This is a genomic window from Pseudomonas putida, from assembly GCF_001976065.1.
GTDB classification, from domain to species: Bacteria; Pseudomonadota; Gammaproteobacteria; order Pseudomonadales; family Pseudomonadaceae; genus Aquipseudomonas; species Aquipseudomonas serbica.
On sequence record NZ_MNAH01000011.1, the window covers coordinates 225618 to 252353 of the forward strand.

The window sequence follows — 26736 nt, forward strand, 5'->3', positions numbered from 1 at the left end:
GCTGACTTGGGGAATTGATCCATGGACACAATCAAACGCCTATTGGGTGCCACCGTTTGCGGGCTGACGCTGCTTGCCAGCGCCGTACACGCCGAACAGCGCGAATTGCGGGTGTACAACTGGGCGGACTACATCCTGCCGTCCGTGCCCAAGGACTTCGCCGAGAAAACCGGCATCAAGGTCACCTGGGACACCTTCGACACCAATGAGTCCCTGGAAGCCAAGCTGCTGACCGGCAATTCCGGCTATGACCTGGTGGTGCCGTCGAACCAGTTCATCGAGACCCAGATCAAGGCCGGCGTGTTCCAGAAACTGGACAAGTCCAAGTTGCCCAACTGGCAGCACCAGGACCCGGCGCTGCTCAAGTTGCTGGACAAGAACGACCCCGGCAACCAGTACGGCGTGCCTTACATGTACGGCACCGTGTTGATCGGCTTCAACCCGGCCAAGGTCAAGGCCGCGCTGGGCGAGAATGCGCCGGTGGACAGCTGGGACCTGGTGTTCAAGCCCGAGAACATGGAGAAGCTCAAGGCCTGTGGTGTCGCCATGCTCGACTCGCCTTCGGAGATTCTGCCGCTGGCCCTGCATTATCTGGGGCTGGACCCGAACAGCCAGAACCCCGATGACTACGAAAAAGCCAAGGCGCTGATGCTGAAGATTCGCCCCTATGTCACCTATTTCAATTCGGCCAAGTACATGACCGATATCGCCAACGGTGATATTTGCGTGGCCATCGGCTACTCCGGCAGCTTCTACCAGTTCGGCAATCGTGCGAAGGAAGCCGGCAACGGGGTGGTGGTCGATTGGCGCTTGCCCAAGGAGGGCGCGCCGATCTGGTTCGACACCTTTGCCATTCCGAAAAGCGCGAAGAACGTCGCGGAGGCCCACGAGTTTCTCAACACCTTGCTCGACCCGAAAGTCATCGCACCCATCAGCGATTTCCTCGGTTACCCGAATGCCAACACGGACTCGCTGCCGCTGATCAACAAGGAAATCACCGGCAACCCGAACCTGACGCCGACGCCTGAGGCCCTGAAGACCCTGTACGTCGTGCAACCGTTGCCGCAAAAGCTGGAGCGAGTGCGGACCCGGGTGTGGACCTCCATCAAGTCGGACAAGTAAACCGCGCTACACCTGTAGGAGCGAGCTTGCTCGCGAAAGCGGAGGGTCAGGCAACGATGATGTCGACGGGTATACCGCCTTCGCGAGCAAGCTCGCTCCTATAGGGGATGGCGTGAACCCGGTGTCAGAACTCCGGTGTGTATTTCACACTGAACATCAGGTTGCGCGGCTCGCCGAAATTGTTGTTGCCGTCGAGCTGGTTGTATCCCGCCGTGTAGTAGTGCTTGTCGAACAGGTTGTTGGCGTTCAGAGCCAGGCCGATCTCCTTTGTAAGCTGGTAGCCGGCGCGGGCGCTCCAGACGGTGTAACCCGGTACGTCGAAGGTGTGTTCATAGCCCAGGGTATGGCTTTGGGTGGTGAAGCCCAGGCCGGTGCTGACTCGGTTCCAGTCGCCGCTGAACTGGTAATCGCTCCACACCCGCAGCATGTGCTTGGGGGTCCAGGTGCTGAAGACCTTGCCTTCGTTGGCCGGGTCATCGAGGTACTTGGTGGTGTTGTAGGTGTAGCCGGCAAACAGCTGCAGGCCGGTGAGCACTTCACCGCTGATTTCCGCGTCGAGCCCCTGGCTGCGCACTTTGCCCGCGGCAATCGAGCAGTACCAACCATCGCAGGCGAAGCCCGACGCCAGGTCGTTGAGTGCACGGTTCTCCAGGTCGTAACGGAATAGCGCCAGGGAGGTGTTGACCCGCCCATCCAGCAGCTCGCCCTTGAGGCCGACTTCGTAGTTACTGCCGATCACCGGCTTGAGCATCTTGCCGCTGGCGTCGCGCAGGGCCTGGGGTTCGAACACGTCGGTGTAGCTGGCATACACCGCCCATTCGCGGTTCAGGTCATAGATGATGCCGGCGTAGGGCGTGACCTCTCCGGTTTCGTTGGCGGTGCTTTCCGGGGCGGCGGTCACCACGTCGCTGAAGGCGAGCTGGCTCCACGACTTGTAGCTGTAGTCGTACCAGCTGACCCGCGAGCCGAGCACCAGGGTCAATGGGTCGATCGGCTTGACCCGCCAGCTGCCGTACAGGCCTTTTTGCCGAATGTCGTATTTGCTCGGCGTTGCCCGGCCGCCGGGGGTATTGAGTATCCCGTCGTAGCTGATTTCCGGGCGGTCGTGGTCGATGCCGAAGATGGTGTCGGTGCTGTCGTTGAAGGTTCGGGCGAACTTGTCGTCCGATGTGTACTTGGAGTAGTTACCGCCGATCATGACTTCGTGCTGCATGGACAACGCGTCGAAGTGGCCGATGAGGTTCATGTCCAGGCCGAGCTTGGTGGCGTCGAAATCGGTCACGAAATCGGCGTATTGCACGCCGCTGCCGTCGGCTTCCAGGCCATCGCCGCTGCTTTGCAGCCGCTGGTTTTTCGCCTTGTTGCTTTCCGTCATGCGCACGGCGCCGACCTTGAAGGCCCAGTCGTCGTTGAAGTGGTGCTCAAGATCGGTGTAGACGGTGGTGACATCGATGTCCGAATGGTTCCAGCGCGCGCCGGTATAGGTGGAACGCGACACATCGAGGGGGCTACCGTCGGAATATCGCGGCAGGCCGCGGATCATCGGGCGCGACTCGGCATCGGAGTAGCTGACTGCCAGGCCCAGGGTGGTGTCCTCGCGCAGGTCGAAGTCCAGCGAACCGTACAGCGAGTGGGTCTTGCTCCATTCGTAGTCGACGAACGAATCGCTCTGGTCTTCATCGGCGACGAAACGCCCGCGTACGGTGCCGGTCTGGTTCAACGGCCCGCCGGCGTCCAGCTGCAGTCCGTAGTGATCCCAGGAGCCAGCCTTGGCGGTGACGGTTACGGTCGGGGCGTACTGGCCGCGCTTGCGCACCAGGTTGATCGCGCCGCCAGGGCTGCCGGTGCCCTGCAGCAGGCCGGAGGCGCCGCGCAGCACTTCCATGCGATCGAAGAAGATCAGGTCCTGGGTGGCCCAATTACCCAACGCGTAGGTATTGCGCGGGATTGGTACGCCGTCGTATTGCCAGTCATCGATCTGGAAACCGCGAGAGGTCAGGATCATGCCCTTGCCCACGCCCTGGACGCCGACCAGGCCAGTGGTCTTGTTGGCGGCGTCCTTGAGGTCGGTGAGGTCCTGGTCGTCCATCTGTTTGCGGGTCATGACGGTGACCGACTGCGGGATTTCCTTGAGGGTGTGGGTGCCCTTGCCGATGGTCACGGCACGCGCGGCGTAGGAGCCCGAGCCTTCGGTGGTGGCGTCGGCGCTGTTTTCGATGATGTTTGTCGCACCCAATTGCAGCGTAGCGCTGTCCGTGGCGGCGGGCTCCACGCTGAAGTTGCCTTGGGCGGTCACCCGCAGTTGCAGGTCGCTGCCCGCCAACGCCCGCTGCATTGCTTCTTCAGCGGACATCTGGCCCTTCACCGCGGGAGCTTGCTTGCCCTGCACGAGCGCAGGCTCCAGCGAGATGATCTGTCCGCTCTGGCTGGCAATGGCATTGAGGGAGCTGGCGAGCGGGCCGGCGGGCAGATTGAAGGGCAGGGTTTGCGCCTGTGCCAGGCCAGGGCCTGCCAGGGTGGCCAGGGCAACGGCGACGGAAAGCGAGTGGGACCACGGGTTGAACACAGCATTCTCCTGATGGTGTAAGTGTCAGGAGATAGGTGGGATGAGAAATGAAAACCGGACACGAATAAGAGTGATTTGCAAAAAAAATTATTCTTTGACCGGTTTTGCGCGAATCAACGTCAGCCACGGACTGTAGTGATCGACCCGGATCGGCAGGGTTTCCGCCAGTGCGGCGAAAGTGCGCGCGGGGTCGTTGAGCGGGAACACGCCCTGGACCCGCAAGTCGCGAACTTCAGGGGCCAGGCGAACAAAACCGCGAGTGTAGGGGCGCAGCGCAGCCACGACGTTTTCCAGGGGCTCGTCCAGCACATTGAGGCGCCCGCCGAGCCAGTCGGCGCGATGTCGCTGATCGCCAGCGACCGGTTCGATGCGCCGCGCGTAGAGCAGGGCGGACTCGCCCTCCTGCAAGTCTCGCCGGGTACCATCGAAGAGACTGGCCTGGACTGAATGCTCCAGCACCACCACACGACTGGCGTCCTGCTCCTGGGCGACGAGGAAACGTGTACCCAATGCCCGGACTTCACCCTGGGCGGTGCGCACGCGCAACGGACGGTGCGGATCGGGCGCGACCCGAATCACCAGTTCGCCGTGGCGCAGGATGACCAGCCTTTGCTGGCCGTCGAATTGCAGGTCCACCGCGCTGTCGGCGTTGAGGCTCAGGCGGCTGCCGTCGGCCAGGTTGAAATCCTCGCGCTGCCCCCGTCCGGTGGACAGGTCGGCGAATAGGCTGTCGCCCAGCGGGCTGCGCGCACCCAGCCACAAGCCGCCACCGATCAGGCCAAGACCTGCGATCACCCGCAGCGCATCACGCCGCGATGCCTGCGGTTGCAAGAGCACCTGGCGGGCATGCTCGGTGTGCCCCGGCAAGCGTCGATCGAAGGCGCGCAGGGTGTTGAAGGAACCGCCCAGGCGCTCCTGCAATCTGGCCCAGGCCTGGGCGTGCGCAGGGTCCTTGGTCAGCCAGGCGTCGAAACGTTCCTGCAAGGCGGGCGTGGGGGGAGCGGCGCACAGGCGCACCATCCAGTCGATGGCCTGCTCGCTGACAGGCTCCAGACGCTTTTTTTTCATACGCCCATCTCGCTCAGGTAGCACTGGCGCAACGCCTGTTTCATATAGCGGCTGACCGTGCGCTCCGCCAGCCCCAGCTTGTGGGCGATGGCCACATAACTCATGCCGTCCAGCTGGCTGTAGAGGAAGGTGGCCTTGACCACCGTCGGCAGGCCGTCCAGCGCCTGGTCGATGGCGACCAGCGCTTCGATCAGCTGTAGCTGTTCTTCGGGGGACGGCGCGAGCATTTCGGGCAGCAGCGACAGACGCTCGAGATAAGCCAATTCCAGCTTGCGCCGGCGATGCCGATCGAACATAAGCCGGCGGGCAATGGTCGAGAGGTAGGCGCGGGGCTGTTCGATGCTGTCGGGATCGACCCGGGCCGCCAGCATCTGGCAAAACGTATCGGCGGCAGTGTCCTCGGCATCCGCATGGTTGCGCAGCCGTCGCTGGATATGCTGCAGCAGCCAACGGTGATGGTCGCTGAAAAAGTAGCTCAGCTTACTGGTCGAAGAAGGTTGCACCGGTGGTTTTTCCAGATGTTAGTGTGAATCGTTCTCAATACTATCTTTGAGCGACGAGCCATCGCAATCGGGACTTTTCCAGGCAACCTCGGTTTTACCGCTTCAGCGATTATTTATCGGCATGGGTGGTGCGGATCAGATTGTTACGCAACGCCACGATCGCCTGCTGCATCTGTACGAAATCCTCGGGATCGAGGCCGGTTTTCGGAAAGCCATCTTCGGTCAGTTCAGTGCGCAGCTGGCGACCGGCGTCGGTCAGGCTGATGCGCACCTGGCGTTCGTCTTCCGGGTCGCGCTGACGTTTCAGGTAACCCATCGCCTCGAGCTTTTTCAGGATCGGGGTGAGGGTGTTGGATTCGAGGAACAGCTTTTCCCCCAGGCTGCCGACGGTCTGGTTGTCCTGCTCCCACAATACAACCAGGGTGATGTACTGCGTGTAGGTCAGGCCGAGCCGTTCGAGCATCGGCTTGTAGGCCTTGCCGAAAGCGAGGTTAGTGGAATAGACCGCAAAACACAGGAAGTCGGAGAGCTTGAGATCCAGGGCGGACGTCTTGGCGGTGCATTTCATGGAGGTTCTCTCTGGGCGGGCTGCAAGACTGCAACTGTACATCGTATGCGATGGTGTCGGAATAGCTCTAACCCAGCGAGCGCCTGACCCATAACGGCCGACGGCCGGTTTCCCCGTGAGATCCCGGGGGAACCGGCCGTACCGCGCGTCAAGCGGTCTGGACGTTGATGGTGACGTCAATGTTGCCGCGGGTTGCCTTGGAGTAGGGGCAGATCGCATCCGCGTTGTGTGCCAGCTCGGTCGCGACTTCGTGTGACAGGCCCGGCACCCTCAGGGTCAGTCGAGCCTGGAGGAAGTAGGCTGCACCGGCCTGGCCCAGATCGACTTCGATGTCCACGGCCGTATCGGCCGGCAAGGTCACCTTTGCCTGTTGGGCGGCCAGGCCTACCGCTGCGATGTAGCACGCCGACCACGCCCCGGCGAACAGTTGCTCGGCTTTCGGGTGCGGTTGCACCCCGGTAAACACATGTGCCGGTGCAGCGCTGCCGGGCGACGACAGTTCGATGTCGAGGTTTCCGTTATGGCCGCGCGGGGTGGTGCCGGCGCTGCTCAGGGTGGTGTGGGTCTTGCCGGTGGCCAGGACTTTTTCGATCTTGCTCATGATGATTTCCTCAGGTTTTCGAGTATGTTGGTCGTGTGCGATCGCATCGCATGCGATATTAGTTAAGCCGTAATAACGTTAAGGGCAACGTCGATATTGCCGCGTGTTGCCTTGGAGTAGGGGCAGATGGAATCGGCGATGTGCGCCAGTTCCGTCGCAATGTCCTGTGCCAGCCCCGGCACGCGCAGGGTCAGTCGGGCCTGAAGGAAATAGGCCGGCCCAGTCTGGCCCAGGTCCACTTCGATGTCGACGGCCATGTCCGCTGGCAGAGCGATGTTGCGCTCGGCGGCCACCAGGCCGACGGCAGCGGTGTAGCAGGCCGACCAGGCCCCGGCGAACAGTTGCTCGGCTTTCGGGTGCGGCTGGGTGGCGGCGAACACATGGGCTGGCTGGGCAGAACCTGGGGTCGACAGTTCGATGTCGAGAGTGCCGTTATGACCGCGCGAGGTGGTGCCTGCGCTGTTCAGGGTGGTGTGGGTCTTGCCGGTGGCCAGGACTTTTTCGATCTTGCTCATGGGGGAATCCTCAAGGGGTGCGGTCAGGTTCGATTTAGTGTCGTGTGCGTTTAGATCGCATCCGATGTAAGTGATAGTCCTCCAGAAGCCGATTGACGTCAAGGGGTATTTCCGTGTCCGGACGACGAACGGTCAGTTTCAATTCACGTTCAATAAAAAAAGCCCCGGGCTGTTGAGGCCCGGGGCTTTGCAGTGACGCTTGGCCACCGATTCTCGGCGGCAGGGTGGTGGTCAGCTTTGCGGCACCACCCGAGCTTCATTACCGGTGCCTTCAATATAGACACTCTGGCCTTTACTCAGGGCGGCATTGACCGGCTGGGTCACCGACACCAGCACGCCGCTTTTGGTCCGCACGATGATCTGCTGGGCCTGTTGCGGTTGGTCGTATTTTTTCTTCTCGGCGTAATTGCCGCCCGCCGCACCGGCGAGGGCGCCAGCGACCATGGCCACATCGCGCCCGGTGCCGGAACCGATCAGGCTACCGATACCCACGCCCGCGAGTCCGCCAAGAATGGCGCCGACGCCGCTGTCGTGATTGGTCTGCATCTGCGTCATGGTGATTTGTTCGATTTTACCTGAGCGGATTTCCATCTCGCCGGCGCCACCGCTTCCAGCGTCGACGGCGGTGCAGGCGCAAAGCACGAGACTTATAAGGGTGATCGTCAGCCAGGAAGCGGTGTTTTTCATGTCGAACTCCATCATCCAGGGGAAGCGGTTCATTCAAACGCATCAGCGCACGTTAGACGAAGGAGACTAGCACAGGGCTACGAGCCCGCCGCTGGACTGGCAGCGAGCTCAGCGCCGGCACGGAAAATTCCCCTGCAACACCTCAGTTCGAAAATTACCCGATAAGAAAAACCGATACCCCCGGCATTTGGCGTGGTCGCGGCAGGCTTCTGCATGAGCAGTGCGCAGACCGGTCTTCACCCTGTGGAGCGTGGTCATGGCCGGCGTCGGGTCAGCCAGGCGGTACTGGCGCAATAATAGCTGTGTATGTCCACCAATCCCTTGTAGGCGCTGGCTTGCCAGCGAAGGCGGAGCGTCAGTCACCCGGGATGTTGGATGTGCCGGCCTCTTCGCTGGCAAGCCAGCTCCTACAGGTTCCGCGGCGCCCACGAAAGTGTGTATGACCACCATTCCCTTGTAGGCGCTGGCTTGCCAGCGAAGGCGGAGCGTCAGTCACCGGGGATGTTGGATGTGYCGGCCTCTTCGCTGGCAAGCCAGCTCCTACAGGTTCCGCGGCGCMCACGAAAGTGTGTATGACCACCATTCCCTKGTAGGCGCTGGCTTGCCAGCGATGGCGGAGCGTCAGTCACCGGGGATGTTGGATGTGCCGGCCTCTTCGCTGGCAAGCCAGCTCCTACAGGTTCCGCGGCGCCCACGAAAGCTGTGTATGGCCACCAWTCCCTTGTAGGCGCTGGCTTGCCAGCGATGGCGGAGCGTCAGTCACCGGGGATGTTGGATGTGCYGGCCTCWTCGCTGGCAAGCCAGCTCCTRCAGGTTCTGCAGCGCACACGAAAGTGTGTATGACCACCATTCCCTTGTAGGCGCTGGCATGCCAGCGAAGGCGGAGCGTCAGTCACCGGGGATGTTGGATGTGCCGGCCTCATCGCTGGCAAGCCAGCTCCTGCAGGTTCTGCAGCGCACACGAAAGTGTGTATGACCACCATTCCCTTGTAGGCGCTGGCTTGCCAGCGAAGGCGGAGCGTCAGTCGCCGGGGATGTTGGATGTGTCGGCCTCATCAAGGTAGGAGTTGGCCTGTTCACGAATCACCCGGCGAATCATCTCCATCAAGGCCTGGGCCACTGGCGTGTGCAGGCAACCATGGCGATACGTCAGGCCGATTGCCCGTGTTGTCTGTTGCAGTTCCAGCGGCAGGATGCACAGCTCGCCGGAGGCGATTTCCTGTTCCAGTTGATGTGCAGACACCGCCGCGAGCATGTCCGAGCGCAGCAGCAACCCGCGGATGATCGCCATGTCGGCGCTTTCCACCACCGGCCGGGGCGGTGCGATGCCGAACCGGGCGAAACATTCATCGAGCATCTGCCGGGCCGGCGATCCGGCGCGGGGCAACACCCACTGGGCGGCGCCGAGTTCGTCGTGCAGGGCGGTTTTTCCATAGAACGGATGATCACGCCGAGCCAGCACCACCATGTCTTCTGTGAGCAATGCCTCGCCAGTCAAGTCGCTGGCGTAGGCCTGCGAGCGCAAGGCACCGAAAATGAAATCGACGTCGCCAGCGCGCAGTTCCGTCGCCAGCAGATCGAACGGGCTTTCGTTGGTGATCACCTGGATAGCCGGGTGCTCGGCCACCATGCGCACGATGGCCTCGGGCAGGATGCGCGTGCGGCCAAGGGGCAGGGCGCCAACATGCACCACCCCTTGCAAGGTGCCGCGCAGGGCGGTGATGTCGGACTCGATGTGGCGCAACTCGTTCAATGCCCGGCGAATCGGGAACAGGATTTCATGGCTGGCGGGGGTGGGTTGCAAGCCGCGTGGCGTGCGCTCGAAAAGCGACTGGCCGCAGCCACTTTCCATGACCTTGATGGTGGAGCTGACCGCCGGTTGACTCAGGCCGAGCAGGCTGGCGACCGTCTGCATATGGCGGGTTTCACAGAGTTTGATGAACACTTGCAGGCGGCGGGCCTGGAACAGGTAAAGCGGCTCGACCGCGCGCTTTTCCCCACCACCCAACAGTCGCGGCACGCTTTCCAGCTCGGCGAGCACGCGACGCGCCCGGGGCAGCAGGCGTTCGCCGTAATCGGTCAAACGCATACCGTTGGCGTGGCGTTCGAACAGCGGCACGGCGAGGCGGGTCTCCAGCTCGGAAATCGACCGGGTCACCACCGATTGTGCCCGATACAGGGCTACGGAGGCCTTGGACACGCTGCCATGCTCGGCCACCCGGACGAAGGCTCGCACGTGCATGAGGCTGGGCAGTTCCGTGGATTCCATGGTTTTTTTTGCTCGGCAGATCGCTGTTTGCCTCGGACTATGCCGCTGCCCTGATCGAGTGGCAATAAAAAAAACGCATACCTGCAACTGTGCTGAGCATTACTCCGCTGGCGGGTCGCAATGCGATGCTCTTTCGACACACAGAAGGAGTATCCGCAATGATCGACTCACCCTCGACGAACTCGGAGACTGGGCATGGGCCGATACGGATTCCTTGCCTGCCTGATCGAGGGCAGTGTGGCGGCGGGTATCGCCCAGGTCGTCGAGGGCGAGGTCAAGCGCCTTCAGGTCGAGCACCCCACGGGGGAATTCACCGTCGAACTGCGTCTGCAGGACGGCGTGTTGGCCGGGTGTGGCTTGATGCGCACCGCTCGCCTGTTGTTCGACGGCGTGGTATGCGTGCCGGATGCGCTGGCCTGGTCGTGATATAGACTCATCAAGAGGGCTATCTGGACAGGAGTGACAGGCGTGGCAGGATTGCAATGGACTCGTTGATCACCGCCGCCGCGCAGGCGCTGGCCGCGGGGGATCCGCTGGGCGCGCTGGACCGGGTGGCGCTACGCGACGATGCACCGGCGCTGGCGTTGCGCGGCATCGCCATGGCGCAACTGGGGGATCTGGTGCGGGCCAAGGCGCTGGTACGCCGGGCGGCGCGGGCGTTCGGGCCGCATGAATCACTGGCGCGGGCGCGCTGTGTGGTCGCCGAGGCCGAGATCGCATTGGCATCACGGGACCTCGGCTGGCCGGTCAAGGCCCTCGAGGCGGCGCGACTCACCCTGGATGCTCACGATGATCGGGTGAACGCCGCCCATGCGCGCTATCTGCAGATCCGTCGCCTGTTGTTGATCGGCCAGCTGGACCAGGCCCGGGAGCAACTTGCGCAACTGGCCCCGGCCACCTTGCCACCGCCACTGCGGGCCACCCATGAACTGGTGGCGGCGGGGATCGCCATGCGCCATCTGCAGGCCCAGGCGGCGCGCGCAGCCCTGGCCAGGGCTGAACTGGCTGCACGACAGGCCGGCATTCCCGCGTTGCTGGCGGAAGTCGAAAGCGCGCAGCACCTGCTCGACAGTCCCGCCGCACGCTTGGTGAGCCATGGCACAGAGCGACCTGTGTTGCTCGACGAAGTGGAAGCGTTGCTGGCGTCGACCTCGCTGGTGGTAGACGCTTGTCGAAACGTGGTGCGAGGCTCGGGCATGTCGGTCCCTTTATCGAAGCGTCCGATTCTGTTCACCCTCGTGCGATCACTGGCCCAAGCCTGGCCTGCCGATGTGCCCAGGGAAGTCCTCATTGCGAGGGCGTTTCGCCTGAAACTCAGCGATGAATCCCATCGCGCCCGGTTGCGGGTCGAAATCGGCCGCTTGCGTGCCGCGCTCAAACCCTTGGCCGGCATCCATGCGACCCGCCGTGGCTTTGCCTTGGTGGCGCAGGTTTCACTCGAGGTGGTGGTGCTCGCGCCACCGGTGGAAGACAAGTACGCCGCGGTGTTCGCCTTGCTGGGGGACGGCGAATCCTGGTCGAGCTCGGCCCTGGCCCTGGCGTTGGGCAGCAGCCAGCGAGGTGTACAGCGCGCGCTCGAATCGCTGGCGGAAAAGGGCAGGGTGCAGTCATTCGGGCAGGGGCGGGCACGGCGCTGGCTGACCCCGCCGGTGCCCGGTTTCGCGACGACCTTGTTACTCCCGGTTCCGCTGCCCGGTGGCTAGGATGATTCCACCCACCCCTTTGGAGGAACACCAAGATGAAACAGTCAGCCGCCGAAATCCTGCGTGAATATGGCCCCTTCGCCGATGTCGATGCCGTGCACGGCGTCACCTGGGACGGTCAGCAGGTGTGGTTTGCGACCACCGACAAGCTTCACGCCATGGACCCTGACAATGGGCACCTGGTGCGCTCGCTCGATGTCGCCGGCCATGCCGGCACGGCATTCGATGGCACGCACCTGTTCCAGATTGCCGAGGACCGTATCCAGAAAGTCGACCCGCGCACCGGCAAAATCCTCGCCACCATTCCGGCCCCCGGCGGTGGCAACGATTCGGGCCTGACCTGGGCCGAAGGCTCGCTGTGGGTGGGCCAGTACCGCGAACGGAAAATTCACCAGATCGACCCCGAGACCGGGAAAGTCCTGCGCACCTTGCAATCCAACCGTTTTGTCACGGGCGTGACCTGGGTCGAGGGCGCGTTGTGGCATGGCACCTGGGAAGGCGAGGAGAGCGAACTGCGCCGCGTCGATTCGAGCAGCGGCGAAGTGCTGGAAAGCCTCACGCTGCCGGCCGGCATCGGCGTATCGGGGCTTGAGTGCGACGGCGGCGAGCGGTTTTTCTGTGGCGGGGGTAACAGCGGCCGGGTGAGGGTGGTGCGCCGGCCGTGAGGGTTTGCCCTTTTGCGCTAACGGACTCGCTTGCTCCGGGGCTTCAACTGGCGTAAACAGTGCGCGCATTGATAGCCGTTGCGGGAGTCGGCTATCAATGCGGCAAATCCATCTTGTTCAATACGACCAGGCGAGGCGAACGTTGGTAGAGCGACGTCAGTTCAGCGGTGCCATGAAGGGCAAGAACCTTCGTTACCTCAATGACCATGAAGGCCAGTCCGTTCGGGCCAGGGCAGGCTTCCTGCTGCTGGAACATTTTTCGTTGCCGGCCTTCACCCAGGCGCTCGACACCATCGTCACCGCCAATTTGCTCCGGCCCGAGCTGTTTTCAACGAAAACCTTCGGCTTGACCGAAGGGGAAGTCATCAGCGATCTGGGCCTGGTGATTCGACCCGATGCGCGCCTTGACCCGGTCGAGATACAAGGGCTGGACTTGTTGGTTGTCTGCGGGGGTTACCGCACGGCGCTCAAGGCCGACGACGGGCTGAGCGGCCTGTTGCAAGGCGCGGCGGAGCAGGGGGTGATGCTGGCAGGCATATGGAATGGCGCCTGGTTTCTCGGCCAGGCCGGTTTGCTCGACGGCTATCGCTGCGCCATTCACCCGGAGCATCGTCCGGCGCTGGCGGAAATCGCCAGGCTCAGCCAGGTCACCAGCGAAGCCTATGTAGTGGATCGCGACCGCCTGACGGCGTCCAGTCCGACGGGCGCCTTCTACATGGCGCTGGAGTGGATCAGGGGCCTGCATGACAAGGCGTTGACCGACGGTATCGAAGACATCCTGGCGTTTGAGGCGTCCCGTTATCGACGCATCAAACCCACCTTGAATGTGTCCGTCAGCGGGCCGCTGAGGGAGGTGGTCAACCTGATGGACGCCAACCTGGAAGAGCCGCTGGAGATGGAGGCGCTCTGTCTGTACGCCGGTCGGTCGCGCCGGCAGATAGAGCGCCTGTTCAAGGAGCAGTTGGGCACGACGCCCCAGCGCTACTACATGGACTTGCGCATCACCGAAGCGCGTCGATTGCTGCAGCACACTACCCTGACCATCGTGGAAGTCTCGGTGGCCTGCGGTTTTGTTTCACCCAGCCACTTCAGCAAGTGCTACAGCGCCTATTTCGGTTATCGGCCGTCCAGGGAAACCAGGCTGGTCAAGTAACGGTTCGATGAATGGCCGCTCATTGCGCGCCAAACATCATCGTCCAGTAAACCCCCCGGTCACTGCGCGCATCGGTCGCATAAGCCGCACCGACCTGGGTGAACATCGGGTTCATCAGGTTGGCGCAATGCCCTGGACTGGCCAGCCAACCGGCCATGGCCTTGTTCGGTGAGTTTTGGCCGGCGGCGATGTTTTCGCCGATCTGCCGGCCACGAAATCCGGCGGCCCTGGCCCGGTCGACAGCGGTGTCGCCATCGGGGTCCTGGTGGGCAAAGTAATTGCCGTAGGCCATGGCCTTGCTGTGCCCCTGCGCCGCCGCGCCGAGGCTGGCGTTCCAGGCCAAAGGCCGCGCGGCAGCGAAGCGCTGGCGCCCGCACAGGCGCGGCTTGGCGCGGGCGGCGTTGACCTGTGCGAGCAAGGCCTTGCCGACACTGCGCGGATCGCTGACCTGACTGTCCAGCACTGGTCGCGCCAGCACCACTTGCCATTCACCGCGATTGCGACTGACACCAATGTCGGCGTACTGGTTGTCCAGCAATGCCGAGCAATGGTCACTCTGCAGCATGTCGAAAGCCTCGTCGGCATCTCGCGCACCCACCACGCGGATGGATCGCACCGCCACGGCCTGGTACCCGGAAGCTTTCAAGCGGTCGCGCAAGCCGCCGCCGTAGCCAATCGGCAAGGCCAGGCTCGACTTCAGGGCCAGCGGCGACAGGCGTTGGGCGGGACGCCGTGCGCAATCTTCCGGGTGGGCTCGATAATCGTTGATGGCTTCCACCAGTTGGCGTTCCGCACCGGCTTGGGCAATGGGGGCGATCAGGGGCAGTGAGGTCAACAGGCACAGCGAAGTGAAGCGCAAGGCGAGGGCGGATGGGCGCATGGTGCGGACAGCTCTGATGAGATGACAACGTTGGGAGGAGGAAAAATGCCCGTCTAAGACTGGCGTCTTGGGACAAGGTTCACGGGGGGGAGGGGTTTTAATGTCGGGATGATGGATCCGACGAGGGGTAGGGGAGCGGCCTTTAACATTGCGTTGGTCTTTCGGCCGCCTTCGCTGGCAAGCCAGGGATCAGGTCAGACGCAAATCCCGGCATCACCCAATAAACCTGTAGGAGCAGCCGGTCGATGCTCGATTGCTCGCGATGGAGGCCAACGATGACGCGGGAAGCCTGATGCCCGGCGGCGATCTCGGGTTTTTCGTCGGAGCGCCACCCGGAGCACGCTCGCTCCTACAGGCCATCCTCCAGCGCCTTGAGGTATTCGGCGCTGTTGCTGATCGAATTGTGCCCGGTGCCCGCAATCACCTGCAGCGTCGCCACGCCCGGGGGGAAATGGCTGTAGAGACGCCGGGTGCTTGCGCCTGGAATTACTTCGTCTTGCTCGGCGGCGATCAGGCGCGTCGGCACGGTGATGTGTTCGGCGTAGCGCCAGGATTCGTATTTATCCTTGAGTAGCCACTTCACCGGAAGCCATCGGAACTGCCGCTCGGCCAGTTCCTCCAGGCTGTTGTATGGCGTGATCAGCAGCAATTTCGTCGCTGGGCGGGTACTGGCCAGGCGCACCGCGACCCCCGAGCCCAGGCTGCGTCCTGCCACGGCAATCTGCGGGTGCTCGGCATAGACCTTGTCGAACAAGGCCATGGCATCGCGGGCAATCGCTTCTTCCGAAGGTGAACCGGAGCTGCCGCCGTAGCCACGGTAATGCAGCAGGTACAGGGCATGGTCGGGGAAAGCCCGATCGAAGTCCGGCAGGCTGCGCGAGACGTCCTCGGCATTGCCACCGAAGTAGATCAGTGCCTTGGGGCCCTTGAACGCTCGCACCGACACCAGCACCTGCGCCTCGTCCACGAGTAACGTCAGCAGCGAATCGGCTGAGTCGACGGAGCGGGGTTGCGGGTAGTAGATGAGTGCGCGCTGAAACACGAACAGGGCCGCGCAGAGCGCCAGGTACAGCGCAACGGCGATGACGACGAGGAAAATCAAGGTGCGCGACATTCGGCTAACGTTAATGGGCGGCATTGACGGCTCCGGGGTGCTGTCAGAGTGTAGCTGGCGGTAAAGGAGGGCACCGATGCCCATCGCGCTCAAATGGCTCAATGTGTTGCCTGCTGAAAGAGCGGCCCTGGCTTTGGGCTTCGCTTTCCACTTCTGTGTGCTGGCCAGCTATTACCTGGTTCGACCGTTGCGCGATGCCTTGGGCCTTGAAGGCGGCGTCGACCGGTTGCAGTGGCTGTTCACCGCCACGTTCGTGGTGATGCTGCTGATGGTGCCGGTGTTTGGCGCATTGGCGTCACGGCTGCCGGCCACGCGCTTCGTGCCGTTGATCTACCGCGCGATTGCCGTGTCGATGCTGGTGTTTGGCCTGTTGATCGGCAACCGTGTTGCGCCGGTGACGGTCGGCCAGGTGTTTTTTGTCTGGATCAGCCTCTACAACCTGTTCATCGTCTCGATTTTCTGGAGCGTGCTGGTCGATCGCTTCTCCAGCGAGCAAGGCCGGCGGCTGTTCGGCTGCATCGCGGCCGGTGGCACCCTGGGCACCTTCATCGGGCCCTTGCTGGCGGCAACCATGGCCACTCGTCTGGGCCCGCTGGCATTGACCCTCGCTGCGGCGCTGCTGCTGGAGTTGGCGGTACGTTGCTATCGGGGACTGTTGTCGAGGACCCGATCGCAGGCGGGTACTCGGGTTTTGGACGAACGGCGCCTGGGGGGCAGCATGCTCGCCGGGATCACGCTGATCCTGCGGTCGCCTTATCTGTTGGGGTTGGTGGCCTTCATGCTGTTGCACACCAGCGCCGCGACTTTGTTGTATTTCGAGCAGGGACGGATCGTCGCTGGCAGCTACGCTGATGTAGGCAGCAGAACGCAATTCTTCGCCATGGTCGATTTGCTGGTGTCAGCGCTGACCTTGATCTGCCAGTTGCTGCTGACGGCGCCTCTGATTCGTCTGCTGGGTATTGGCGGTGCGCTGCTGGTTATGCCCCTGGCGACCGTCCTGGCGTTTGGCGTCATGGCCCTGGCGCCGGTGCCGGCCAGCGTGGCACTGGCCCAGGGGCTGCGCCGCGCGGTGGAGTTCGGCATCGTGCGGCCAGCGCGTGAAGTACTGTGGACGGTGGTCAGCCGCGAAGAAAAGTATAAGGCCAAGAATGTGATTGAAACCCTGGTCTATCGTGGTGGTGATGCCGCCAGTGGCTGGCTGTCGACCGGTTTGACGGCCATGGGTGCAGGCTTCGGCCTGGTCGCGGTGGTGGTCGTGCCGTTCGCGGGACTGTGGGGCGGGTTGTGCCTGTGGCTGGCCAGGCGCCAGGCGCGAATGGCCGGGCCCGTCCCACAGGCGCCGGACCCCAGGTGAGGGAAATGTCATGAGCCATGCGCAAGGTTTTACCCGCAGGCAAATACTCACGCTGGCTGCCGCCGCATCGGCGGTCTTCACGCTCGGCCCGAGCGGCGCGCAAACCTCGCCAGCGGCGGGAACAGGAGGCAAGACCATGATGACCCGCGTCATTCCTTCCAGCAAAGAGCCATTGCCCGCCGTCGGCCTGGGCACCTATCGCGGCTTCGATGTGGCACCTTCGGACCCTGCCTACCGCAGCTTGCCCGCGGTGCTTGATGCGTTGTTCGAAAAGGGCGGCAAGGTCATCGACAGCTCGCCCATGTACGGCCGCGCCGAGCAGACCACGGGCGAGCTTCTGTCGATTCACGAGCCACGTTCACCGGCATTCCTGGCGACCAAGGTGTGGACCCGTGGGCGTGAAGAAGGGATCGCGCAGATGGAGCAATCCTTCAAGCTGCTGCAGACCGACCGCATCGACTTGATGCAGATCCACAACTTGCTGGACTGGCAAGCCCATCTGCCGACCCTGCGCCAATGGAAGGAAGAAGGGCGCATTCGCTACATCGGCATCAGCCATTACACCGCGTCCGCCTATGACGAGGTGGAGGCAGTGCTCAAGGCCGAACCACTGGACTTCCTGCAGATCAACTATGCGCTGGATGATCGTGCGGTCGAGAAACGCATCCTGCCCTTGTGTCGCGACCGCGGTGTGGCGGTGATCTGCAACCGGCCGTTTGGCGGCGGTGGCCTGATCGCGCGGTTGCAGGGCAAACCATTGCCCGGCTGGGCCGCGCAAGTCGGGGTCAAGAGCTGGCCGCCCCTGGCGCTCAAGTTCCTGTTGTCGCATTCGGCGGTGACCTGCGTCATACCCGGCACCGGCAACCCGCGCTACATGACGGAAAACGCCAGCGCCGGTTTCGGCCCGATGCTCACCGATGCCCAACGGCATCAGTTGATCGCCTTGCTGGATTGAAGCCTGGGCAGCTTTCGGCAGGCGGGTTCCTGACTACACTGATTGAGGTCCGAAAAATCTGACCGGCACGACTCGCTCGGCAGTCCCCATGCAAGACATCCCCGACCATTACACAAAGGAGATCGAACATGACAATCCGTATTGGCGATGAGGCACCGGATTTCACCGCCGACAGTACCGAAGGGCCTATCCGTTTCCACGAGTGGATCGGCGACAAATGGGCCATCCTGTTCTCGCACCCCAAAGACTTCACCCCGGTCTGCACCACCGAGCTTGGCTACATGGCCCGGTTGAAGCCAGAGTTCGACAAGCGCAACACCAAGGTCGTCGGCCTGAGCATCGACCCGGTCAGCGACCACCACGCCTGGCTTGGCGATATCGAGGAAACCCAGGGCCATGCGGTCAACTACCCCATGATCGGTGACGACAACCTGGTGGTGGCCAAGCTCTACGACATGATTCATCCCAATGCCAGCGGCGGCCAACGCACCGCCGTGGACAATGCCACGGTACGTTCGGTGTTCATCATCGGCCCGGACAAGAAGGTCAAGGCGATGCTGATCTACCCGATGAGCGCCGGGCGCAATTTCGATGAAGTGCTGCGATTGCTTGACTCGCTGCAGTTGAACGCCAAGCACACTGTCGCCACGCCGGTGAACTGGCGTCCGGGGGACGACGTGATCATTCCGACGTCGGTGTCCGATGAGGATGCGAAGAAGAAATACCCCGACGGCTTCAAGACCCTCAAGCCGTACCTGCGCACGGTGGCGCAACCGAAATAATCCCCGGCGACGTACACCGCCCCCGTGGGCGGCGGTGTACAGGCTGGCTTCGGCTTACACCAGGTATTTGCGAAACCACCCCAGCGTCCGCTCCCAGGCCAGCTTCGCCGCCGCCTCGTCATAACGCGGCGTGGAGTCGTTGTGGAAACCATGGTTGGCGCCGGGGTAGATATAGGCTTCATAGGTCTTGCCCCCGGCCTTCAACGCCTGCTCATAGGCGGGCCAGCCTTCATTGATGCGCGTATCGAGTTCACCGTAGTGCAGCATCACCGGCGCCTTGATCCGCGGCACGTCCTTGGCGTCCGGTTGGCGGCCGTAGAACGACACGGCGGCGCCCAGTTCCGGGTACGCCACGGCTGCCGCGTTGGTGACACCGCCGCCATAACAGAACCCGGTGATGCCGACTTTGCCACTGGCATCGGGGTGTTTCATCATCCACTCGACGGCGGCGAAGAAGTCATTCATGAGTTTCTGCGGGTCGACCTTTTCCTGAAGCGCGCGGCCCTTGTCGTCGTTGCCGGGGTAGCCGCCGACCGAGCTCAGGCCATCCGGGGCGAGGGCGATGAACCCGGCCTTGGCCAGGCGCCGCGCGACGTCTTCGATGTAAGGATTGAGCCCACGGTTTTCATGCACGACCACCACCGCAGGAGGCTTGCCGGCGGCTTTGGCCGGGCGCACCAGATAGGCACGAACCTGGCCGTTGCCCTTGGGTGAGGGATATTCGACGTACTCGGCAATGATGTCCGGGTCGGTGAATTCGACCTGTTCGGCCAGGGCATAGTCCGGGCTCAGGGACGCCAGCAGTGCACTGGCGGTCAAGCCACCCAGGGTGAACAGCGCGGCACGGTCGAGAAATTCACGCCGGTTGATCAGGCCATGGGCGTAGTAGTCGTAGAGTTCCAGCAGTTGCGGGGAAAAGTCTTTTGCCGTGAGACGGGTCATAGGGCGCTTCCTCTTCAACCTATTGAACGTGAACGTGCAGGCGCTGGCTTGCCGGCGAAAGCGGTCTATCATTCCACGCTTTAGTCGACTGACCCGGCGCATTCGCTGGCAAGCCAGCTTCTACAGGGGGCATGTCAAATTACAGACACTGCACCCCGGCTTTCGCCACTTGCGCATCCTGCTCGGCCTTGACCCCGGACACCCCGACCGCACCGACCACCTGGCCGTCGACCAAGATCGGTACCCCGCCTTCGAGCGAGGTCAGCAGCGGGGCCGAGAGAAAGGCTGTGCGCCCGCCATTGACCATCTCTTCATAGCCTTTGGATTCACGCCGGCCGAGTGCCGCGGTGCGGGCTTTTTCGGTGGCGATGTAGGCACTGATGGGCGGTGCGCCATCGAGGCGTTCGAGGGCCAGTGGATGACCGCCATCATCGACCACCGCAATGGTCACCGGCCACTGATTGGCTTGGGCTTCGGTGCGGGCGGCGTCGAGTATCCGGCTGACTTCGGCCTGGCTCAGGACGGCTTTGCTGTTCATGGGCGTTCTCCAGTGGGCGCTATTGGGACAGGGCGGCTTCGACCAGTTCGATCCAGTGCCGGACGGGGGTTCGGCCCGCGCCGTCGAGGTGCGACTGACAGCCGATGTTGGCGGTGACGATGACTTCGGGGTAGCCGCTTTCCAGGGCATTCATCTTGTTGTCGCGCAGTTGCCGGGCCAGTTCGGGTTGGGTCAGCGAATAGGTGCCCGCCGAACCGCAGCACAGGTGCCCGTCAGGCACGGTGGTGAGGTTGAAGCCCAGGCGCATCAGTACCTTTTCCACCGCGCCACCGAGTTTTTGCGCGTGCTGCAAAGTGCAGGGGCAATGGAACGCCACGCGGTGGGCATTGTGGATCCCCAGCTGTTCGAGGGGTTCGGCGCGCAACACCTCCACCAGGTCCTTGGCCAGCGCGCTGACCCTCTTGGCCTTGTCGGCATACTCCGGGTCGCGCGCTAGCAGATGCCCGTAATCCTTGATGAACGCGCCGCAACCGCTGGCGGTCTGCACGATGGCCTCAGCGCCTTGTTCGATGCCCGGCCACCAGACATCGATGTTGTGCCGGGCGCGATCGAGGCCGGCAGCCTGGGCGTCCAGGTGATAATCCACGGCGCCACAACAACCGGCCTCCCGGGCCGGCATGACGCTGATGCCCAGGCGGTCCAAGACCCGGGCGGCGGCCACGTTGGTATTGGGCGACAGGCCCGGCTGCACGCAACCTTCGAGCATCAGTACCTGGCGGGCATGGCGCACGGCGGGGCGTTGCTTGGTCACCGGCATGTTGCGCGGCAGTTTGCTTTGCAGCGCGCCGGGCAACAGCGCGCGAAACACCTGGCCGCTGTTGACCAGGCGCTTGAACAGGTCCGGATGCGGAACCAGCGTACGCAGCCCTTCACGCAACAGACGCTGGCCCAGCGGACGCGGCACTGCCGCATCGACCACGGCACGGCCGATGTCCAGCAAGTTGTGGTAATCGACCCCCGAGGGGCAGGTGGTCTCGCAGTTGCGGCACGACAGGCAGCGGTCCAGGTGCTGCTGGGTCTTCTCTGTCACCTCGTTGCCTTCCAGCACCTGCTTGATCAGGTAGATGCGTCCGCGCGGGCCATCCAGTTCATCGCCGAGCAACTGATAGGTCGGGCACGTGGCGTTACAGAAACCGCAGTGCACGCAGGTGCGCAGGATGCTGTCGGCTTCCTCGGCGCGGGGCAATTGACGGGCGCGTTCGCTCAAGGTGGTCTGCATGATTCATAACTCCGCGTACAGGCGTCCGGGGTTGAAGATGCCCTGGGGGTCGAGTTGCCGCTTGAGGTTCTGGTGGTAGCGCATCAAGGCGTCGGGCAGTGGCTGGAACGGCGTGTCCGTGAGCCCGTGGCTGTAGCAGGTGACGTGCCCGCCCGCTTCTTCGACGACCTGGCGAATGAACCTGGCCTGGGCATCGGACTTGAGCCAGCGTTGGGCGCCGCCCCAGTCGATCAATTGCCGACCGGGCAGGGACAACCGTGGCGTGTTGTTGGGCACCGACAGGCGCCACAGTGGTTGGTCTTCGTCGAAGAACGCCAGGCGCTGCTCGTTGAGATCGGCCCAGTACGCACTGTCGAGCAACTCGCCGCCGAGGCGGTCATGGGCCGCCGCCACCGAACCTTCGCCGCCCTCCAGTCGCAGGTGCAGATGTTCACCGTCATGGCACGCAGCGCTGATCGGCAGCGGTTGCTGGCCCCATTCCGCCAGGCGCAGCAGGGCATGTTCGGCGCTCATTTGCAGGCTGATGCTCAGGGACTGCCGGGGCTTGGGCAGAACTTTGAGCGAGACCTCGGTGATCAAACCGAGGGTGCCGTAACTGCCCGCCATCAGGCGCGACAGGTCGTAACCGGCGACGTTTTTCATGACCTCGCCACCGAAACGCAGGTGTTTGCCCAGGCCTGTGATCACCCGCGTGCCCAACACGAAATCCCTGACCGACCCCGACCAGGGCCGCCGCGGCCCCGACAACCCGCAGGCGATCATGCCGCCGACGGTGGCACCTTCGCCGAAGGAGGGCGGTTCGCAGGGCAACATCTGCTGCGCGTCGTCCAGCACCTTCGCCAGTTCCGCCAGTGGCGTGCCGCAGCGCACCGTAATCACAAGCTCCGTTGGGTCGTAGCTGACGATGCCCCGATGCGATCGAGTATCGAGTATTTCGCCTGCTGTGACGCGCCCGAGGAACGCCTTGGTGTTGGCACCCTGGATGCGCAGGGGCGTGGCGTTCGCCAGTGCCTGGTTGACCTGCTCCAGCAGCGCGCCGCTGTCATCGAGATTGGCCGGTGCCTCCATCAGAAGCGCTCCAGGTCAGGGAAGGGCAGTTGCCCGGCGTGTATGTGCATGGCGCCAAACTCGGCGCAGCGGTGCAGGGTCGGGATGTTCTTGCCAGGGTTGAGCAGGCCGCCGGGGTCGAACGCCGCCTTGACCGCGTGGAACAGGGTCAGCTCGTCGCTGTTGAACTGCGCGCACATCTGGTTGATCTTTTCCCGGCCGACGCCGTGTTCACCGGTGATGCTGCCGCCGACCTTCACGCACAGCTCGAGGATCTTGCCGCCCAGGGCTTCGGCGCGATCCAGTTCGCCAGGCGTATTGGCATCGAACAGGATCAGCGGATGCATGTTGCCGTCGCCGGCGTGGAACACGTTGGCTACCCGCAGGCCGTACTCGGCCGAGAGGCTGGCGATGGCCTTGAGCACACCGGGCAGTTCGCGGCGCGGGATGGTGCCGTCCATGCAGTAATAATCCGGCGACAGGCGGCCCACCGCCGGAAAAGCGTTCTTGCGCCCGGCCCAGAAGCGCACGCGCTCGGCCTCGTCCTTGGCCTGGCGCACTTCGGTGGCGCCAGCCTGTTGCAGCACCTGGCGCACGCGATCGCAATCGTCACGCACGTCGGCTTCGACGCCGTCGAGTTCGCACAACAGGATGGCCTCGGCCTCCACCGGGTAACCGGCGTGGATGAAGTCTTCGGCGGCGCGGATGGCCAGGTTGTCCATCATCTCCAGGCCGCCGGGAATGATCCCGGCAGCAATGATGTCGCCGACCGCGCGGCCGGCTTTTTCCACGGAATCGAACGCCGCCAGCAGCACCTTGGCCGATTGCGGCTTGGGCAGCAGCTTGACCGTGACCTCGGTGATCACCCCGAGCATGCCTTCGGAGCCGGTGAACAGGGCGAGCAGGTCCAGGCCCGGGGAGTCCAGGGCGTCGGAGCCCAGGGTCAGGCATTCGCCTTCGACGGTGAGGATGTCCACCTTGAGGAGGTTATGCACGGTCAGGCCGTATTTCAGGCAATGCACGCCGCCGGCATTTTCGGCGACGTTACCCCCAATGGAGCAGGCAATTTGCGAAGAAGGGTCGGGGGCGTAGTACAGGCCGAACGGTGCGGCAGCCTGGGAAATCGCCAGGTTGCGCACCCCTGGCTGAACCCTGGCGGTGCGGGCGGCGGGGTCGATCTGCAAAATCTGGTTGAAGCGGGCCATCACCAGCAGCACGCCTTTTTCCAGGGGCAAGGCGCCGCCGGACAGCCCGGTGCCGGCACCCCGGGCGACCACCGCAACCCGGCGTTGATGACACAGGCGCAAGACGCCCTGGACCTGGGCGATGTCGCGCGGCAGCACCACCAGCATCGGTGTGGTGCGATAGGCGCTGAGCCCGTCGCATTCGTACGGCTTGAGTTCTTCCTGCTGGTGCAGGATCTCCAGATCAGGCAACTGCGTGCGCAAGGCCTGCAACAGCGCGCTCTTGTCGACCTCTGGCAACGCGCCGTCGACGCGTTCATCGTAGAGAATGTTCATAGTCGTTTTACGATACTCCGTTCATGAAAGCCCGGGCCATTGCCCGGGCTTTTTTAACAGAGTTGCGCGAGCAACCCGGGGCTGTACCGATCAGTGGCCGCCCACCACCATGTGGCTGAACGGCGCCACATAGGCCTGCAGCGTCACCAGGCCGCCGACCAGGATCGCCAGGACGATCGAGTGGAAAAACACATAACGCAGGATTTCCCCTTCATGGCCGTACCAGCGGGTGGCGGTGGAGGCGACCACGATCGACTGGGCGTCGACCATCTTGCCCATGACCCCGCCGGAACTGTTGGCGGCGGCCATCAATACCGGACTGAGCCCCAGTTGCTCGGCGGTCACCTTCTGCAAGCCGCCGAACAGCACGTTGGACGCGGTGTCCGAGCCGGTCAGTGCCACGCCGAGCCAGCCCAGCAGGGTGCCGAACATCGGGTAGAAAACCCCCGTGGCGGCAAAGGCCAGGCCCATGGTCGCGTCCAGCCCCGAGTAACGGGTGAGGAAGCCCAGGGCCAGCATCGCGGTAATGGTAATCAGTGAGTAACGCACCACCCACAGCGTTCGCAGGTACTGGTGAATCAACTGCGGGATGGAGTAGCCCATCAACAGCCCGCCGAGGATCGCCGACAGCAGGATGCCGGTGCCGGTGCTGGTGAACCAGGTGAACTTGTAGATCGCTTCTTCGGTTTTCGGCGCCGGCACCACGGGCGGAACCTTTTCGATCTGCTGGTGAATCGTGGTGAAGGTCAGGACCGGGGCGAAGATTGGGTTGGCCTCGCGCAACGGTTTACCCTGGGGATCCAGTTTGGCCGAGCTGGTGGCCGGATCGATCGCCGGGCGGGTGTCGAACATGTTCTTGAAGCCCTGGGTGCCCCAGGCGAACACGAAGACGGTGAGGATGATCCACGGCATCCAGGCGCGCATCACCGCAGGCTTGGCGTCGCTGGCGAAGGTTGCGCTGGCCACCGGCTTTTCGTCGTGTTCCTCGGCGATGGTCGAGTTGTCGACGCGCCCAGAGAGGGCGGCGGAGGTGTGCACGGTGGCCGGTTTCCACACCTTGAGGAAACCCGTCAGGCAGGCCATGGAAATCAGCGCGGCGATCACGTCCACCAGCATCGGCCCGTGATAGTTGGACACGACGAACTGCGGAACGGCAAAACTGACCCCGGTCACCAGGATCGCCGGCCAGATTTCCAGCATCTTGCGCCAGCCGGCGAAGGCCCAGATCAGCCAGAACGGCACGATCACCGAGAAGAACGGCAGTTGCCGACCAACCATCATCGACAGCTCCATCTCATCGAGCCCGGTGACTTTGGCCAGGGTAATGATCGGCGTACCCAGGGCACCGAAGGCCACGGGGGCGGTGTTGGCGATCAGTGCCAGGCCCGAGGCGGCCAGAGGTGAGAAGCCCAGGCCGATGAGGATCGCCCCGGTCACCGCCACCGGTGTACCAAACCCGGCAGCGCCCTCGAAAAAGGCGCCGAAGCAGAAGGCGATCAGCAGCAATTGCAGGCGGCGATCATCGGTGATCCGCGCCAGGGAGTCCTGCAGCACTTTGAACGAGCCGTTCTCGGTCGTCAGCCGATGCAGAAAGATGATGTTCAACACAATCCAGCCAATCGGCAGCAAACCGTTGGCGGCCCCGTACAACGCGGCCGATCCGGCCATGTTGGCGGGCATGCCGAAGGCGAAAATCGCGATCACCAGGGCCGAAGCCAGGGCCATCAGTGCCGCCAGGTGTGCCTTGACATGAAAGAACGCCAGGGCTGCCAGCATCACCACCACCGGCACCGCGGCCATGAGGGTTGAAAGCACCGGGTTGTTGAACGGATCGTAGATTTGCTGCCAAACCATGTTCCACCTCTGCTTTTTATTGTTGGGAGTGCAGCCCCTTGGGGGGGGAGGTGGCCTGTAGTATAGGTGGCATTGCGCCGCTGTCAGGGTGCGGTGACTGTCGCGTTAATCGGCGCTCTGCGGGCGCCTGAGCTAGCATTGCCGATAGGTCAAAACCAGCCACGGGAGGAAAACAGCAATGACTGAGCGCCATCTGGAGCACAAGGAGACCCTTTCGAACGGATGCAGCATCAAGGTCAAGGCCGAGATACTCAAGGACGGCTCCCTGGGCATGTTCATCGGAGTCTACCGACCGGACGGCACGGCCATCGACGAAAACCACGATCCCAAGCCGCATATGCTGGACATGGAAGCGGCGATGGACTGGGGGATCGACATTGCCAAGGGAATTGGCAATAGCCAGAGGACGCTATGACGCAGGGGCTGGGGATTGGTTGTGCGGCCATCGCTGGCAAGCCAGCTCCTACAGGAGCCAGCCTGCTGGCGATGTTTTTTAATGCTTGAACATCACATGCCGCACGACGGTGTAATCCTCCAGCCCATACATCGACATATCCTTGCCATACCCGGACAGCTTCTGCCCGCCATGGGGCATTTCGCTGACCAGCATGAAGTGCGTATTGACCCAGGTGCAGCCGTACTGCAGGCGCGCCGACAGGCGATGGGCGCGGCCGACGTCGGCGGTCCACACCGATGACGCCAGGCCGTAGTCCGAGTCGTTGGCCCAGCCCAGCACCTGCGCTTCATCAGTAAATTGGGTCACCGAGACCACCGGCCCGAACACTTCGCGGCGCACGATCTCGTCGTCCTGCTGCGCATCGGCCAATACCGTCGGCTCGAAGAAGAAGCCATTGCCCTCGACTGCCTTACCGCCCGTGATCAGGCGAATGTGCGGCTGCGCCACGGCGCGCTCGACAAACCCGGCCACGCGGTCMCGGTGTTGCGCGGTGATCAGCGGGCCGAGCTCGGTGGCCGGCTCGTCCTGCAGGCCGTACTTGATGCTGCTGACCGCCGCGCCGAGTTTTTCCACGAACTTGCCGTAGCTACCTTCCTGGGCATAGCTTCGCCAGGCGGCGGTTCCGTCCTGGCC

The 26736-nt window shown here is 63.2% G+C and carries 25 protein-coding genes and 1 pseudogene; 9 read left to right on the top strand and 17 right to left on the bottom strand.

The window, feature by feature from the left end; all coding sequences use genetic code 11:
• The first annotated feature begins 21 nt into the window (after positions 1-21).
• Positions 22-1122, top strand: a complete 1101-nt coding sequence (locus BKX96_RS28735) for a polyamine ABC transporter substrate-binding protein (protein WP_077186103.1) — start codon at positions 22-24, stop codon at positions 1120-1122.
• Between the two features lie 124 nt (positions 1123-1246).
• Here BKX96_RS28735 and BKX96_RS28740 read toward each other — a convergent pair whose 3' ends face one another.
• From BKX96_RS28740 to BKX96_RS28775, 8 genes are all read right to left on the bottom strand, one after another.
• Positions 1247-3688, bottom strand: coding sequence for a TonB-dependent siderophore receptor (locus BKX96_RS28740; RefSeq protein ID WP_077186104.1), 2442 nt, complete (start codon positions 3686-3688; stop codon positions 1247-1249).
• An 87-nt stretch (positions 3689-3775) separates the two neighbouring features.
• Positions 3776-4756: a FecR domain-containing protein gene (locus BKX96_RS28745; RefSeq protein ID WP_077186105.1), complete on the bottom strand. Its 981-nt coding sequence runs from the start codon at positions 4754-4756 to the stop codon at positions 3776-3778.
• Complete coding sequence (locus BKX96_RS28750; RefSeq protein WP_077186106.1) at positions 4753-5259, bottom strand: sigma-70 family RNA polymerase sigma factor; 507 nt, start codon at positions 5257-5259, stop codon at positions 4753-4755. The genes BKX96_RS28745 and BKX96_RS28750 overlap by 4 nt, the downstream gene beginning before the upstream one ends.
• A gap of 109 nt (positions 5260-5368) precedes the next feature.
• A complete protein-coding gene (locus tag BKX96_RS28755) occupies positions 5369-5827 on the bottom strand; it encodes a MarR family winged helix-turn-helix transcriptional regulator (protein ID WP_077186107.1) in 459 nt (152 codons plus the stop codon).
• A gap of 148 nt (positions 5828-5975) precedes the next feature.
• Entirely contained in the window at positions 5976-6428 is a 453-nt protein-coding gene (locus BKX96_RS28760; RefSeq protein WP_077186108.1) for an Ohr family peroxiredoxin, read from the bottom strand.
• Between the two features lie 62 nt (positions 6429-6490).
• Entirely contained in the window at positions 6491-6943 is a 453-nt protein-coding gene (locus tag BKX96_RS28765; RefSeq protein WP_046818769.1) for an Ohr family peroxiredoxin, read from the bottom strand.
• A gap of 231 nt (positions 6944-7174) precedes the next feature.
• Positions 7175-7630: an outer membrane lipoprotein gene (locus BKX96_RS28770; protein WP_077186131.1), complete on the bottom strand. Its 456-nt coding sequence runs from the start codon at positions 7628-7630 to the stop codon at positions 7175-7177.
• A 1021-nt stretch (positions 7631-8651) separates the two neighbouring features.
• Positions 8652-9899: a LysR family transcriptional regulator gene (locus tag BKX96_RS28775; RefSeq protein WP_077186109.1), complete on the bottom strand. Its 1248-nt coding sequence runs from the start codon at positions 9897-9899 to the stop codon at positions 8652-8654.
• A gap of 216 nt (positions 9900-10115) precedes the next feature.
• Between BKX96_RS28775 and BKX96_RS28780 the strand changes: the two are divergent.
• The 4 genes and pseudogenes from BKX96_RS28780 to souR form a co-directional block, all read left to right on the top strand.
• Positions 10116-10325 (top strand): annotated as a pseudogene (locus BKX96_RS28780) (4-oxalomesaconate tautomerase); the annotation flags it as partial.
• Between the two features lie 56 nt (positions 10326-10381).
• On the top strand, positions 10382-11602 hold the full coding sequence (locus BKX96_RS28785; protein WP_077186110.1) for a winged helix-turn-helix domain-containing protein: 1221 nt from the start codon (positions 10382-10384) through the stop codon (positions 11600-11602).
• Between the two features lie 35 nt (positions 11603-11637).
• Positions 11638-12267, top strand: a complete 630-nt coding sequence (locus BKX96_RS28790; RefSeq protein WP_077186111.1) for a Vgb family protein — start codon at positions 11638-11640, stop codon at positions 12265-12267.
• Positions 12268-12409: 142 nt separating this feature from the next.
• Positions 12410-13420: a transcriptional regulator SouR gene (gene souR / locus BKX96_RS28795; protein WP_178134598.1), complete on the top strand. Its 1011-nt coding sequence runs from the start codon at positions 12410-12412 to the stop codon at positions 13418-13420.
• Between the two features lie 19 nt (positions 13421-13439).
• On the opposite strand, the gene BKX96_RS28800 is transcribed toward souR, so the two are convergent.
• Together BKX96_RS28800 and BKX96_RS28805 are read right to left on the bottom strand one after the other, a co-directional pair.
• Complete coding sequence (locus BKX96_RS28800; protein WP_077186113.1) at positions 13440-14300, bottom strand: CAP domain-containing protein; 861 nt, start codon at positions 14298-14300, stop codon at positions 13440-13442.
• A gap of 349 nt (positions 14301-14649) precedes the next feature.
• Complete coding sequence (locus BKX96_RS28805; RefSeq protein WP_077186114.1) at positions 14650-15438, bottom strand: alpha/beta hydrolase; 789 nt, start codon at positions 15436-15438, stop codon at positions 14650-14652.
• Between the two features lie 52 nt (positions 15439-15490).
• Here BKX96_RS28805 and BKX96_RS28810 point away from each other — a divergent pair, with 52 nt between their 5' ends.
• The 3 genes from BKX96_RS28810 to BKX96_RS28820 all read left to right on the top strand — a co-directional run bounded on the left by BKX96_RS28810 (position 15491) and on the right by BKX96_RS28820 (position 18505).
• The gene (locus BKX96_RS28810) at positions 15491-16768 is read left to right on the top strand and encodes an NTP/NDP exchange transporter (RefSeq protein ID WP_077186115.1); all 1278 of its coding nucleotides are present in this window, start codon (positions 15491-15493) and stop codon (positions 16766-16768) included.
• Positions 16769-16778: 10 nt separating this feature from the next.
• On the top strand, positions 16779-17723 hold the full coding sequence (locus tag BKX96_RS28815) for an aldo/keto reductase (RefSeq protein WP_077186116.1): 945 nt from the start codon (positions 16779-16781) through the stop codon (positions 17721-17723).
• Between the two features lie 128 nt (positions 17724-17851).
• On the top strand, positions 17852-18505 hold the full coding sequence (locus tag BKX96_RS28820) for a peroxiredoxin (protein ID WP_077186117.1): 654 nt from the start codon (positions 17852-17854) through the stop codon (positions 18503-18505).
• A gap of 54 nt (positions 18506-18559) precedes the next feature.
• Here BKX96_RS28820 and yghX read toward each other — a convergent pair whose 3' ends face one another.
• The 6 genes from yghX to BKX96_RS28850 all read right to left on the bottom strand — a co-directional run bounded on the left by yghX (position 18560) and on the right by BKX96_RS28850 (position 25646).
• Entirely contained in the window at positions 18560-19447 is an 888-nt protein-coding gene (yghX, locus tag BKX96_RS28825; RefSeq protein WP_077186118.1) for a YghX family hydrolase, read from the bottom strand.
• 139 nt (positions 19448-19586) lie between these two features.
• A complete protein-coding gene (locus tag BKX96_RS28830; protein WP_046818790.1) occupies positions 19587-19985 on the bottom strand; it encodes a heme-binding protein in 399 nt (132 codons plus the stop codon).
• 19 nt (positions 19986-20004) lie between these two features.
• The gene (gene glcF, locus BKX96_RS28835; RefSeq protein WP_077186119.1) at positions 20005-21225 is read right to left on the bottom strand and encodes a glycolate oxidase subunit GlcF; all 1221 of its coding nucleotides are present in this window, start codon (positions 21223-21225) and stop codon (positions 20005-20007) included.
• Between the two features lie 3 nt (positions 21226-21228).
• Positions 21229-22293, bottom strand: a complete 1065-nt coding sequence (gene glcE / locus BKX96_RS28840) for a glycolate oxidase subunit GlcE (RefSeq protein WP_077186120.1) — start codon at positions 22291-22293, stop codon at positions 21229-21231.
• Entirely contained in the window at positions 22293-23792 is a 1500-nt protein-coding gene (gene glcD, locus BKX96_RS28845) for a glycolate oxidase subunit GlcD (RefSeq protein ID WP_046818793.1), read from the bottom strand. The genes glcE and glcD overlap by 1 nt, the downstream gene beginning before the upstream one ends.
• Before the next feature lie 90 nt (positions 23793-23882).
• A complete protein-coding gene (locus tag BKX96_RS28850; RefSeq protein ID WP_077186121.1) occupies positions 23883-25646 on the bottom strand; it encodes an L-lactate permease in 1764 nt (587 codons plus the stop codon).
• 178 nt (positions 25647-25824) lie between these two features.
• Between BKX96_RS28850 and BKX96_RS28855 the strand changes: the two genes are divergently transcribed.
• Positions 25825-26061: a hypothetical protein gene (locus tag BKX96_RS28855; protein WP_046818795.1), complete on the top strand. Its 237-nt coding sequence runs from the start codon at positions 25825-25827 to the stop codon at positions 26059-26061.
• A gap of 78 nt (positions 26062-26139) precedes the next feature.
• Here BKX96_RS28855 and BKX96_RS28860 read toward each other — a convergent pair.
• The coding region (locus tag BKX96_RS28860; RefSeq protein ID WP_077186122.1) for an aldehyde dehydrogenase family protein at positions 26140-26736 on the bottom strand (597 nt) is incomplete at its 5' end.

What these genes read in the sequence shown, in the direction of transcription:
- BKX96_RS28735 (WP_077186103.1), top strand. Translation starts at nt 22, where the DNA reads ATGGACACAATCAAACGCCTATTGGGTGCCACCGTTTGCGGGCTGACG.
- BKX96_RS28745 (WP_077186105.1), bottom strand. Translation starts at nt 4,756, where the DNA reads ATGAAAAAAAAGCGTCTGGAGCCTGTCAGCGAGCAGGCCATCGACTGG.
- BKX96_RS28755 (WP_077186107.1), bottom strand. Translation starts at nt 5,827, where the DNA reads ATGAAATGCACCGCCAAGACGTCCGCCCTGGATCTCAAGCTCTCCGAC.
- BKX96_RS28760 (WP_077186108.1), bottom strand. Translation starts at nt 6,428, where the DNA reads ATGAGCAAGATCGAAAAAGTCCTGGCCACCGGCAAGACCCACACCACC.
- BKX96_RS28765 (WP_046818769.1), bottom strand. Translation starts at nt 6,943, where the DNA reads ATGAGCAAGATCGAAAAAGTCCTGGCCACCGGCAAGACCCACACCACC.
- BKX96_RS28770 (WP_077186131.1), bottom strand. Translation starts at nt 7,630, where the DNA reads ATGAAAAACACCGCTTCCTGGCTGACGATCACCCTTATAAGTCTCGTG.
- BKX96_RS28775 (WP_077186109.1), bottom strand. Translation starts at nt 9,899, where the DNA reads ATGGAATCCACGGAACTGCCCAGCCTCATGCACGTGCGAGCCTTCGTC.
- BKX96_RS28785 (WP_077186110.1), top strand. Translation starts at nt 10,382, where the DNA reads ATGGACTCGTTGATCACCGCCGCCGCGCAGGCGCTGGCCGCGGGGGAT.
- BKX96_RS28790 (WP_077186111.1), top strand. Translation starts at nt 11,638, where the DNA reads ATGAAACAGTCAGCCGCCGAAATCCTGCGTGAATATGGCCCCTTCGCC.
- BKX96_RS28800 (WP_077186113.1), bottom strand. Translation starts at nt 14,300, where the DNA reads ATGCGCCCATCCGCCCTCGCCTTGCGCTTCACTTCGCTGTGCCTGTTG.
- BKX96_RS28805 (WP_077186114.1), bottom strand. Translation starts at nt 15,438, where the DNA reads ATGCCGCCCATTAACGTTAGCCGAATGTCGCGCACCTTGATTTTCCTC.
- BKX96_RS28810 (WP_077186115.1), top strand. Translation starts at nt 15,491, where the DNA reads ATGCCCATCGCGCTCAAATGGCTCAATGTGTTGCCTGCTGAAAGAGCG.
- BKX96_RS28815 (WP_077186116.1), top strand. Translation starts at nt 16,779, where the DNA reads ATGAGCCATGCGCAAGGTTTTACCCGCAGGCAAATACTCACGCTGGCT.
- BKX96_RS28820 (WP_077186117.1), top strand. Translation starts at nt 17,852, where the DNA reads ATGACAATCCGTATTGGCGATGAGGCACCGGATTTCACCGCCGACAGT.
- yghX (WP_077186118.1), bottom strand. Translation starts at nt 19,447, where the DNA reads ATGACCCGTCTCACGGCAAAAGACTTTTCCCCGCAACTGCTGGAACTC.
- BKX96_RS28830 (WP_046818790.1), bottom strand. Translation starts at nt 19,985, where the DNA reads ATGAACAGCAAAGCCGTCCTGAGCCAGGCCGAAGTCAGCCGGATACTC.
- glcF (WP_077186119.1), bottom strand. Translation starts at nt 21,225, where the DNA reads ATGCAGACCACCTTGAGCGAACGCGCCCGTCAATTGCCCCGCGCCGAG.
- glcE (WP_077186120.1), bottom strand. Translation starts at nt 22,293, where the DNA reads ATGGAGGCACCGGCCAATCTCGATGACAGCGGCGCGCTGCTGGAGCAG.
- glcD (WP_046818793.1), bottom strand. Translation starts at nt 23,792, where the DNA reads ATGAACATTCTCTACGATGAACGCGTCGACGGCGCGTTGCCAGAGGTC.
- BKX96_RS28850 (WP_077186121.1), bottom strand. Translation starts at nt 25,646, where the DNA reads ATGGTTTGGCAGCAAATCTACGATCCGTTCAACAACCCGGTGCTTTCA.
- BKX96_RS28855 (WP_046818795.1), top strand. Translation starts at nt 25,825, where the DNA reads ATGACTGAGCGCCATCTGGAGCACAAGGAGACCCTTTCGAACGGATGC.